The organism is Curtobacterium sp. NPDC087082, from assembly GCF_044745045.1.
Lineage (GTDB): Bacteria > Actinomycetota > Actinomycetes > Actinomycetales > Microbacteriaceae > Curtobacterium.
Window position 1 is genome coordinate 549041 of the sequence record NZ_JBIUZN010000002.1, and the last position, 11000, is coordinate 560040.

The window sequence follows — 11000 nt, forward strand, 5'->3', positions numbered from 1 at the left end:
ACTCCTCCGAATGTCCGTCCGGGCAAGTGTACGGCAGGCTTCGCTGGTGAGACGCTGGTGACGGGGGGCTCGACCGAACCGTTACGCAACGGTGTCGCGAGCCCCCGTCCGGGGGTGGATCACAGCGGGTCTTGCGTTCCTTGGCTCGGGTTGTTGCCCTCGGTCGGGTCCGTGGTCGGCTCGTCCGTGGCCTGCCAAACGTCGCTCGATGCGGCCTCGGAGGCCGCCGAGGCCGCGAGGTTGCCGCACGTCACGGTGTAGCTCAGCGAGGCCGAGGTGTCGATCTTGTCGATCTGGACGGCTACCGAGCGGTGATCCTGGTCGAGCGTGCCCGAGGTCTGCTTGGACCCGTCCTTGCCGCCGGTGATCGTGTACGCGTAGGACTCCACGGTGTACCCGGTCGGGCACGTCGCCGCCGCCCAGCTGAAGGTCACCACGCCGTCGGCGGACACCGCACCCGGGGACGCCGAGTTCGGCTGGTTGACCGTCGGCTGCGCCGTGTACTGCTGCAGCACGACGAGCGAGCCGGGCGCCAGGCTGCCGGTGGGGCTGATCGACTGGACGGTGTTCGCCTGCTCGGGCTTCGGGGCGGGGTCGCCGTCCTCGACGCGGGAGGTGAGGTTCAGCGCCTCGAGCTTGGCCTGCGCGTCGGCGACCGACAGCCCGACGAAGTCCGCCGAGTTCACGGTCACGCGGGTCTCGGTCGGGGTCGCGCTCGGCGTCGGCGTCTGGGAGCGTGTCGGCTTCGCGGACGACTGCGACGGTGAGGGGTCGGCGCCGCCGTTCCCGTTGCTCGTCACCGCGAAGGCGATCCCCACACCGGCGATGATGAGCACCGCGACGATGCCCACGACCCACCAGATCCAGGCGCGCTTCTTCTTCGGTTCCTCGTCCTCGCCGTCGACCGGCGAGCCCGGGGTGCCCGGACCGCCCGTGACCGCACCGGCCTGGGTGCCGATGAGCGCCGTCGCGGCGTCGTTCCCCGGCGTCTGCGGCGGGTTGAACGCCACGGTTCCGCCGGCGGCGATGGCCGGGACGGCGACGGTGGCGGCCGCGACGTCCCCACGGCGGAGCGCCTGCGCCGCACGGGCCAGGTTCGCCGCCGTCGCCGGACGGTCGGCGGGCTTCTTGGCGATGCACGACATCACGAGGGCGGAGACCGGCTCCGGGATGTCCCCCGGGAGCGCCGGCGGCTGCTCGTTGATGTGCGCCATGGCGATCGCGACCTGCGACTCGCCCGTGAACGGACGACGGCCCGCCAGGCACTCGTACGCGACGATGCCGAGCGAGTAGATGTCGGTCGACGGCGACGCCGGGTGCCCGCTCGCCTGCTCCGGCGAGAGGTACTGGACGGTGCCCATGACCTGTCCGGTCGCGGTGAGCGGCACCTGGTCGGCGATGCGCGCGATGCCGAAGTCGGTGATCTTGACGCGGCCGTCCGGCGTGATGAGCAGGTTGCCCGGCTTGATGTCGCGGTGCACGAGCCCGACGGCGTGCGCGGCCTGCAGGGCGTTCGCGGTCTGCGCGACGATGTCGAGGACCTTGTCGACCGGCAGCGTGTGCTCCCGCTCGATCATGGTCGAGAGCGCCTCGCCGGGGACGAGCTCCATCACGAGGTAGGCGCTGCCGTCCTCCTCGCCGTAGTCGAACACGTTGGCGATGCCCTCGTGGTTGACGAGCGCAGCGTGACGGGCCTCGGCGCGGAAGCGCTCGAGGAAGCCCGGGTCGCCGAGGTACTCGTCCTTGAGGATCTTGAGTGCGACGGTCCGGCCGATGACGAGGTCGGTGGCCTGCCACACCTCTCCCATGCCGCCGATGGCGACGCGGGACGAGAGTTGGTACCGCCCACCGAAGGTGAGTCCGCTGGTGGGTCTCATTTGTTCAGCACCGCCTCCATGACTTTCTTCGCGACCGGGGCCGCGACCGTGTTGCCGACTCCGGACTGCCCGAGTCCGCCGCCGTTCCCGACGACGACCGCGACGGCCACCTCCGGGTCCTTCGCCGGGGCGAAGCCCGTGAACCAGAGTGTGTAGGGATCGCCCGTGCCGCCTTCGGCCGTGCCCGTCTTCCCTGCGACGTCGACACCGTCGATCTTGGCATTGGTGCCGGTCCCCGAGCTGACGACGCTCTGCATGGCCTCGGTGAGGTCACTCGATTCGGAGGCCGAGAGCGGGTCGCTGTACTGCTTCGGGGAGAAGGACTCGACGGTCTTCAGGTCGCTCGTCGTGATCGAGTCGACGAGCGAGGGCTGCATGACCTTGCCGCCGTTCGCGATGCCGGCGGAGACCATGGCCATCTGCAGCGGGGACACCCGGACGCTGGCCTGGCCGAACGAGCTCAGCATGAGCTGCGCGGTGTCGTCGCTGACGTCGGGGTACTGGCTGGCGGTGGCGCGCATCGGGACCTCGATCGCGTCGCCGAAGCCGTACTTGTCGGCCATGCTCTTGATCGCGTCGTAGCCGAGCTTCTGGCCGAGCTCCGCGAAGGGGATGTTGCACGAGTACTGGATCGCCGTGCGCAGCTTGACCTTGTCGCCGCCGCCGCACGAGCCGCCCTCGGCGTTGTTGATGTACGTGCTCGTGCCGGGCAGCTGCAGCCGCGACGGGTTCGGGAACTCGGAGTCGAGGTTGTACTTGCCGCCCTCGAGCGCCGCGGACGCCACGACGAGCTTGAAGACCGACCCGGGCGTGTACAGGTCGCCGCCGATGGCCCGGTTCTGCAGGGGCTTCGCGGTGTTCGACTCGAGCGCCTTGTACTGGTCGATGACGTTCTGCGTGTCGTGCGACGTCAGCGTGTTCGGGTCGTAGCTCTGCTTCGACACCATCGCGAGGATCTTGCCGGTCTTCGGCTGGATCGCGACGACGGCACCGGTGTTGTCGCCCAGTGCGTCGTAGGCGGCCTTCTGGACGTCGGGGTCGATCGTCAGGTTGACGTTGTCGCCCTGGACGTCCTGGCCGGTCAGGATCGCGTTGAGGTTCTGGAAGAACGAAGCGTCGGAGTTGCCGGAGAGCACGGTGTTCTCGGCGCCCTCGATGCCGGAGTTGCCCTGGCCGATCGTGAAGTACCCGGTGACGGCCGAGTACAGGTCGCCGTTCGTGTACTTCCGCTGGTACTGGTACTGGTCGTCCACCGGGGTCGACTCGGCGATGGGACTGCCGTTGACGAGGATCGCGCCGCGCTTCGTGGAGTAGCTGGCGAGGATCGTCCGGGAGTTCCGCGAGTCCGCGCGGAGGGAGTCGGCCGAGAAGAACTGGATGGAGGTCGTCGACACGAAGAGTGCGACGAACATGAGCACGATGACGGTCGAGACACCGCGGAGCTGTCGGTTCACCGGCTGCGCTCCTTCCTGGTCGTCCCGCGACCACGAGCAGCCGGGATCGCACCCTGCTGCACGCGCTGTTCGGCGGGGATTGCATCGGTCAGGCGCAGCAGCATCGCGGCGATGATCCAGTTGGCGACGAGGGACGAACCACCGGCCGCCATGAACGGCGTCGTGAGGCCGGTGACCGGGATGACCCGGGTGATGCCGCCGACGACGACGAACACCTGCAGCGCGATGATGAAGCCGAAGCCCACGCCGAGCAGCTTGCCGAAGTCGTCCTGCGCCATGAACCCGACGCGCAGGCCGCGGGACGCCAGGATGATGAACAGGGCGAGGATCGCGAAGACGCCGATCAGGCCGAGTTCCTCACCCAGGGACGCGATGATGTAGTCCGCGTTGGCGACCGGGGTGATGTACGGACGCCCCTGGCCGAGACCGGTGCCCGTGATCCCGCCGTTCGCGAAGCCGAACAGGCCCTGCACGAGCTGGTAGCTGCCCTGGGTCTGCCTGGTGAAGATCTCCTGGTTGAACGGGTCGAGCCACTGCTCGAACCGGCCGTGCACGTAGACGAGCACGGACTGGGCGACGAGCGCGCCGCCGACGAACAGCACCAGCCCGATGAGGACCCAGCTCAGCCGTGCCGTCGCGACGTAGATCATCACGAGGAACAGGCCGAAGTAGAGCAGTGCGGTGCCGAGGTCGCGCTGGAAGACCAGGACGCCCATGGCCGCGGCCCACATCACGAGGATCGGCCCGAGGTCACGCGCCCGCGGGAACGTCATGCCGAGGAACTTCCGGCCGACGATCGACAGCGAGTCCCGCGCGGTGACGAGGTAGCCGGCGAAGAACAGCGCCATCGTGATCTTGGCGAGCTCGCCCGGCTGGAAGGTGAACGAGCCGAGCTTGATCCAGACCCGCGCGCCGTTCACGTTGAGTCCGATGCCCGGCAGCATCGGCAGCAGCAGCAGCAGGATCGTCAGGAACATGAAGATGTAGCGGTACCGCTGCAGGAACCGGTGGTTCCGGACGACGGAGACCGTGATGATCGCCAGGACCATCGCGAGCATCGTCCAGACGATCTGCTTCACGCCGATCGCGCCCCAGCCGGTCAGGCCGTTGTGGACGTCGATGCGGTAGATCTCGGCGATCCCGATGCCGTTCAGCACGAGTGCGACCGGCAGGATGAACGGGTCGGCGTTCTTCGCGACGATGCGCAGCACGACGTGCATCACGAGCGCGAGCCCGAGGATGCCGGCGCCGACCCAGAGCACCGAGGTGTCGAACAGCTTGCCCTTCGTGCCGAGCTGCACGAGGACCATCGCGCCGGCGCAGATGCCGCACGCGATGACGAGCAGCACGAGCTCGAGGTTGCGGGCGCGGGCGGGCTCCCGCAGCTTGATCGTGATCGCCTGCGTGAAGGACTGGGCGGTGGCGCTGCTCATCGCTTCGCCCCTGGTGACGGCGACGGCGACGGCGACTTCGTCGGGGACGAGGAGGGCGTCGGGGACGGTGATCCGCCGTCTCCGCCGGTGCCCGCCTGGTCCTGCCCGGTCTCGGCGGCCTTCCGCAGCCGGTCGACGATGTCACGGGCGTCGTCGAGCGACTGCGCGTTGATCGTCGAGCGGACGTTCTCGCGGGTGTACTCCGGCAGCCCGGACACCGAGATGTCGGTGTCCTCGTACACGTCGGACAGCGCGATCGGCCCGATCGACTGCTGCACGCCCTTGTAGATCGCGACGGTGCCGCGGTCGGTCCCCACGTAGTAGTGGTCCTGGATGATCCGCCAGCCGAGGAAGACGGCGCCGACGAGTGCGGCGACGGCCACGACGAGCGCGATGGTCCACGAGACACGACGGCGGATCCGGCGACGGCGGTCCTCGGCGATGAGCTCGGCGAAGAACTGGTCGGACTCGGGCTCGAAGTGCGAGTCCTCGGGGGCGGTCGTGACCTTGAGCGGGTGGAGCAGGATCGTGGGGAGGCGGATCGGCTTGCGGCCGGTCGACGCCTCGAACGTGAGCGGTGCCGCCGCGGAGCCGACCGTGGTGGCCGCATCGTCGTCGTCGTCGGGCTCGGTGTCGGTGACGTCCATCACGACGACCGTCACGTTGTCGGGCGCGCCGTGGTCGAGCGTCTCCTTCACGAGGCGCTGCGTGACCTGGTTCGCGTCCATGTTCGACGCGAGCGCGTGCCGGATGCGCTCTTCGGCCAGGTACGACGAGAGTCCGTCGGAGCAGAGCAGCCAGCGGTCGCCCGGCTGGATGTCCATGATGGCGGTGTCGACCTCCGGCGCGGCGTCGACGTCGCCGAGCACCCGCATGAGGACGGAGCGCCGCGGGTGCACCGCGGCCTCTTCCGGGGTGATCCGGCCGCTGTCCACGAGGCGCTGCACGAAGGTGTGGTCGGACGTGATCTGCTGGAGCTCGCCGTCGCGGTGCCGGTAGATGCGCGAGTCGCCGATGTGCGCGATGGCGATCTGTTCGCCGACCCGGATCATCGCGGACACCGTGGTGCCCATGCCGGTGAGCTCCTGGTGCTCGAACACCGTCTCGGTGATGAGCTGGTTCGCCGCGATCAGCGCCGACTGCAGTGCGAACTCGGCGTCGTGCGCCGACGGGAACTCGCGGTCGACCTCCCGGATGCGGCGGATCGCGATCGCCGAGGCGACGTCACCGCCCGCGTGTCCGCCCATGCCGTCGGCCACCGCGAACAGGTGCTGTCCGGCGTAGCCGGAGTCCTGGTTGTTCGCGCGGATGCGTCCGACGTGGGACACAGCGGCGCTCAGCGTGCGAGCGGTCATCCCGGGTTACCGCCGCAGCTCGAACGTCGTCGTCCCGATCGTGATCGGCGTCCGCTCCGCGATGATCACGGGAACGGTCACCTTCTGACCGTTGACGAACGTGCCGTTCGTGGACTCGAGGTCGGTGAGGAGCCAGCCGTCGGCCCGGAGGTCGAGGCGGGCGTGGTTGGTGGACGTGTAGTCGTCGCGGATGACGACGTTGGACTCGCTCGACCGGCCGATCGTGATCGGGCCGCCACCGAGCGGCATCTCCATGCCCTCGCGCGAGCCCTCGGTGATCACGAGGCGGGTCGCAGCCGGCGTGGCGGACTGCTGCGCCCCCGTCGCCTGACCGATGAGGTCCGTGAAGGCACCGGCTGACGCGGCCGCCGGGGCCGCTGCTGCCGGCACCGCGGGGGTCGTCGGACCCGACGCACCGGCCTTCGGATCGGTGGGGATCGTGCGCACGCGTTGGCCGAACAGATCGCTCCGCAGGGCGAAGACGATCACGAACACGAACAGCCAGAGCACCGCGAGGAACGCGAAGCGCAGGACGAGCAGGGTCAGCCCTGTGGTCACCTGGTACCTCCGTCGTTCTCGGGTATCACCCGGAACACCATACGGGTACGACCGATCTCGATCGTGGAATCCGGCTCCACGATGGCCTGCTGGAAGCGCTCACCGTTCAGTTTCGAGCCGTTCGTCGACCCGAGGTCGTTGGCCTGGGCGTGCTTGCCGTCCCAGATGACCTCGACGTGCTTGCGGCTCGTGCCGGTGTCGGCGACGGTGATGTCGGCGTCCGTCCCGCGACCGATCACGGTGCGACCGCGCTGCAGCTTGTGCCGCTGCGAACCGATGTCGAGCACCGCGACCCAGGCGACGTCGCGCTGCACCGTCGTCGAGTCGATCTGCAGGATCCCGGTGGAGAGGGTGCCGTCCTGCTGCAGGCGGATCGTGACCGGTCCGGAGAAGGAGTAGTTCTGCGCGACCGCGTGCTGCTGCACCATCTGCGAGAGCTCGTCGACGAGCGGCCGACCGATGTCGTTCATGCGCGTGTAGTCCGGCGGCGCGAGTCGCACCGTGAACTCGTTCGGCACGAGGATGCGTTCGCGGGAGACGACGGCTGCCTTGGTGTCGAGCTCGCGGCGGAGGGCGCTCGAGATCTCGACGGGCTGCACGCCGGAGCGGAAGGTCTTCGCGAACGCGCCGTTCACGGCGCGCTCCAGCCCTCGCTCGAAGCTGTCCAACAGGCCCATGGGTCTCCAGTGTTCTCGGTCGTCGACCTCTGCATGGTAGTGGTTGGCGTCTGGCAGCGTCTGTGCGTGGTAGTATTCTCGGGCTGGCGCGAGTGGCGGAATTGGTAGACGCGCACGGTTCAGGTCCGTGTGCTGGAAACGGCGTGGGGGTTCAAGTCCCCCCTCGCGCACCAGACAACGCAAGAGGCCCCCGGAGAGATCCGGGGGCCTCTTCGCGTTCCGCAGCGGCGTCAGTTCCGAGGGCGGTCGGGATCCGTCGGCCTGGAGGCGCGGCTCGGCTCGGCACCGTCGGCGCGGCGGAAGAACGGGCGTGCGCTGGGCAGGAAGAGCAGCACCGCGGCGACGACCGACACCAGGATCAGCGCGGTGGACAGGCCCCCGTCGGTGATGCTCAGGACGGCACGGAGCGCGGCGATCGCCACGAGCACGATCCGGGCCACTGCGGAGCCGCGGAGCACCAGGATCATCGCAGCGGCGACGGCGGCCCACACGACGAACGACAGCACGAGTGCGAGGACGCCGCCGACCCCGGTCAGTCCCGACCCGGACGCCGAGACGACGACGGTGGAGACGACGCCGACGACCAGCCAGACGGCCCAGAGGACGACCGCCGTCCGGACGACCGGAGGCGGGGTCGGTCGGGAACGTCGCAGGTCGTCCGTCGTCGTCATGTGCTCCCCGTCCCCGCCGCTCCCTGGTGCGGCGTGACGATCGTACCGGCGGCCTGCCCGCGCCGGCGGGACGCTAGCGTGACGACGTGGACGACGCGCGCACGACCGACCCTCGACCCGGCACCACCGTCCCGGACGCCCGTGGTCGCACCGGGCTCGACGCCGTCGGCCGCGACCTCGACCGCAACCCGGACGTGGTCGTCCGTGACGTCGAGGTCGTCTCGGACGGTTGGCACGTGCTCCGCCGGACGACGCTCGACGTGCGGCGCCGTGACGGTCGTTGGGACCGGCAGCAGCGCGAGACCTACGACCGTGGCAACGGCGCTGCCGTGCTGCCCCACGACCCCGAGCGCGACACCGTGCTGCTCACCCGGCAGTTCCGCTGGCCCGCCTACGTCAACGGCCACCCGGACGGGATGCTCGTCGAGGCGGCGGCGGGGCTCCTCGACGAGGACGACCCGGAGACGGCCGTGCGGCGCGAGGCGGCGGAGGAGCTCGGCATCCGGCTCGGCACCGTCACGAAGGTGTTCGACGCGTTCATGAGCCCCGGGTCCGTGACCGAGCGCGTGCACGGGTACGTCGGTGCCTACACGCCCGCCGACCTCGTGCACGCCGGCGGCGGGCTGGAGGACGAGGGCGAGGACATCGAGGTGCTCGAGCTCCCGTTGGACGAGGCCCTGGCGATGGTCGCGGACGGGCGCATCGCCGACGGCAAGACGATCATGCTCCTGCAGTGGGTGGCCCTGCAGCGCTGAGGGCAGCGGCGTCCAGTCCGACGGCGTGCGCGATCGTCGTGCGGACGAGGCCCTCGCGCGTCGGCCGGTCGAGGTAGTCCACGAGGGCGTACCCGTTCGTGGCGTCCACGAGCGCGAACAGCAGCCGGCCGACCGCGTCCGGGTCGTCGGTGCGCATGACCCCGTCGCGGACGCCGTCGCGGACCACCCCGGTCGCGAGCGCCTGCCAGTCGTCCATGACGTCACGCGCAGCGGTGGCGAGCGCACCGTTGGTCCGGCCGAGGCTCCACGCGTCGGCCCAGAGCGCGGCGACGTCGTCCCGGGTGGGGTCGGCGATGCAGGCCAGCAGGGTCCCCAGGCGCGCGGTCGGGTCGGACCGTTCGTGCACGATCCGGCGGACCTCGGTCACCTCGGCGCTCGCGACGGTGCGGAAGGTGTCGCCGACGAGGTCCTCCATCACCGGGCGGTAGTGCGCCACGAGCGAGGGTGCCACGCCGATCGCAGCGGCCACACCGCGCAGGGTCACGGCGGCGAGGCCCTCGGCGCGGGCGACGGCGACGGCCGCGTCGGCGATCTGGGCCTCCCGCTCGGCCGGGCTCAGGCGCCGGCGGGTCGGAGTGGTCGGCACGACGCCAGCCTAGGCGCGCCTCACGCGCCCTCGACGACGAACGCCGCCCAGAGGTCGGCGCGGGTGGGGAACGCCGACAGGTCCCGTTCGAGCAGCCGTCCCGCGTGCTCGACCCGCGCGCGGGCGGTGTGCCGGTGGATGCCGAGTGCCTGGGCGGTGCGGTCGTACTCGCAGTTCTGCTCGAGCCAGGTCCGCACGGTGCGGGTCAGCTCGGTGCCGGCCGTCCGGTCGTGGTCGAGCAGGGGTGCGAGGAACGCGCGGGCGACGGCACCGGCGTCGACGTCCACGTGGGCGAGGTGGGCGAGCACCCCCTCGCGGGCGAGGTCGCCGAACTCGGTGGTGCCGGGTCGCCCCTCGCGCCGACGATCCAGTGCCTGCACCGCCTCGGTCCGCGCACGGCCGAAGTACCGGTACGAGGCGCCGTCGGAGAGCCCGGCGTGCAGGTCGAAGCGGTCCACGAGTTCCTCGACGATCGCGGTGTCCTCCGCGCCGACGCAGAGGAACAGCTCGTCGTCCGCCGCGAAGAAGAGCCGGCCGGGGCGGTCCTGCACCCACAGCTCGAGCCAGTCGACCACGGTGTCGAGGTCCTGGTCGGGGACGTCGACGGCGGCGATCCGGACGGGTTCGGCCGGCAGCGGTCCCCACACCTCGCGCGAGGTCGTGTCCACGACGGCGGGGTCACCCACCGACAGCATGGTGAGGAGCCCGGTGCGGAGGAGCCCGCGCGCACGGGCGAGTTCGCGGTTCTGCTGCAGTGCGAGTCCGGCCAGGGCGATCACGGCGGTGACGACCTCGCGGCCGGCCCGGTCGAGCGCGCCGCCGTTCGCGATGGCGAGCACGCCGCTGAGGTGGCCGCCGCTGCCGAGGGTCTGCAGCGAGAACCCGGTGCGGTGCTCGGTCGTCACGGGCAGGCTCGCCCGCTGGCCGGCTCGGAGGAGCCGGAGCGCCTCGGTCCGGAGCACCTCGAGGTCCTCGACGGGGACATCGTCGGCCGGGTGACCGCGGTCGAGCCGTCCGGAGACGTCGAAGAGGCCGACCCACCCGTCGAGCTGCCGGGACAGCTCGGCGATGGTCGCCCCGAGGCCGTCGGGGCGCATGGCCGCGAGCGAGATGGCCCGCTGCGCGGCGAGGGCCCACGCGTTGCGGGCGTTGGCGTCACGGGCGACGGCGTCCGCGTTCGCCTGCGCGACGGCGATGAAGGAGGTCTCGTACGGGACCTCGAAGAGTGCGAGTCCCTGTTCCGTGCAGGCGTCGACGAGCTGCGGCGGGGTACCGGTGCGCACGACCTCGTCCCCGAAGCCGAGCGCGACGACGCCCCGGCGCAGCAGTCGGGCGACGTAGGCGTCCGCGACCGCCGCCGTGACCTCGGTGTCGTCGCCGAACTGCGTGCCGGTGGTGAGCAGCCCCTGCCCGTCGGCGAGGAACGGCGTCGGGTCCTCGAGGTCGGAGCTGTGCAACCAGGACAGCGGCGCATCGAGGGCTGCGTCGGTGGCCGTCAGGAGCCGGAGCCGCAGGTCGGCGCGGTGGAGCAGGGAGCGCAGGGTCGCGGGCATGGGTGCACCCTATCCGCTGCGTCGATCGAGGTGGCCGCCGGTGTACACGGTGGACAGCGG

General features: G+C 70.7%; 10 protein-coding genes and 1 tRNA gene. 2 read left to right on the plus strand and 9 right to left on the minus strand.

Annotated elements, in window-relative coordinates; genetic code table 11:
* Positions 1–119: 119 nt before the first annotated feature.
* Genes ACIPEP_RS08050 through ACIPEP_RS08075 form a run of 6 tightly spaced genes read right to left on the minus strand, consistent with a single transcriptional unit; the run spans position 120 to position 7354 of the window.
* Positions 120–1877, minus strand: coding sequence for a protein kinase (locus ACIPEP_RS08050; RefSeq protein WP_402716945.1), 1758 nt, complete (start codon positions 1875–1877; stop codon positions 120–122).
* Complete coding sequence (locus ACIPEP_RS08055) at positions 1874–3331, minus strand: peptidoglycan D,D-transpeptidase FtsI family protein (protein WP_402716946.1); 1458 nt, start codon at positions 3329–3331, stop codon at positions 1874–1876. Before ACIPEP_RS08055 ends, ACIPEP_RS08050 begins: the two co-directional genes overlap by 4 nt.
* Complete coding sequence (locus ACIPEP_RS08060) at positions 3328–4764, minus strand: FtsW/RodA/SpoVE family cell cycle protein (RefSeq protein ID WP_402716947.1); 1437 nt, start codon at positions 4762–4764, stop codon at positions 3328–3330. The genes ACIPEP_RS08055 and ACIPEP_RS08060 overlap by 4 nt, the downstream gene beginning before the upstream one ends.
* Positions 4761–6119, minus strand: coding sequence for a Stp1/IreP family PP2C-type Ser/Thr phosphatase (locus ACIPEP_RS08065; RefSeq protein ID WP_402716948.1), 1359 nt, complete (start codon positions 6117–6119; stop codon positions 4761–4763). Before ACIPEP_RS08065 ends, ACIPEP_RS08060 begins: the two co-directional genes overlap by 4 nt.
* 6 nt (positions 6120–6125) lie before the next feature.
* On the minus strand, positions 6126–6677 hold the full coding sequence (locus ACIPEP_RS08070; protein WP_070417452.1) for an FHA domain-containing protein: 552 nt from the start codon (positions 6675–6677) through the stop codon (positions 6126–6128).
* Positions 6674–7354 (minus strand): DUF3662 and FHA domain-containing protein, encoded by a 681-nt coding sequence (locus tag ACIPEP_RS08075; RefSeq protein ID WP_070417451.1) that lies wholly within the window; start codon positions 7352–7354, stop codon positions 6674–6676. The genes ACIPEP_RS08070 and ACIPEP_RS08075 overlap by 4 nt, the downstream gene beginning before the upstream one ends.
* An 86-nt stretch (positions 7355–7440) precedes the next feature.
* Here ACIPEP_RS08075 and ACIPEP_RS08080 point away from each other — a divergent pair.
* Positions 7441–7527, plus strand: a tRNA-Leu gene (locus ACIPEP_RS08080).
* A gap of 57 nt (positions 7528–7584) precedes the next feature.
* On the opposite strand, the gene ACIPEP_RS08085 is transcribed toward ACIPEP_RS08080, so the two are convergent.
* Positions 7585–8025, minus strand: coding sequence for a hypothetical protein (locus ACIPEP_RS08085; RefSeq protein ID WP_402716949.1), 441 nt, complete (start codon positions 8023–8025; stop codon positions 7585–7587).
* Between the two features lie 86 nt (positions 8026–8111).
* Here ACIPEP_RS08085 and ACIPEP_RS08090 point away from each other — a divergent pair, with 86 nt between their 5' ends.
* Positions 8112–8780, plus strand: a complete 669-nt coding sequence (locus ACIPEP_RS08090) for an NUDIX domain-containing protein (protein WP_402716950.1) — start codon at positions 8112–8114, stop codon at positions 8778–8780.
* On the opposite strand, the gene ACIPEP_RS08095 is transcribed toward ACIPEP_RS08090, so the two are convergent.
* Positions 8746–9387, minus strand: coding sequence for a TetR/AcrR family transcriptional regulator (locus ACIPEP_RS08095; RefSeq protein WP_402716951.1), 642 nt, complete (start codon positions 9385–9387; stop codon positions 8746–8748). The genes ACIPEP_RS08090 and ACIPEP_RS08095 overlap by 35 nt on opposite strands.
* 20 nt (positions 9388–9407) lie before the next feature.
* Complete coding sequence (locus ACIPEP_RS08100; protein WP_402716952.1) at positions 9408–10940, minus strand: PucR family transcriptional regulator; 1533 nt, start codon at positions 10938–10940, stop codon at positions 9408–9410.
* Positions 10941–11000 lie beyond the last annotated feature (60 nt).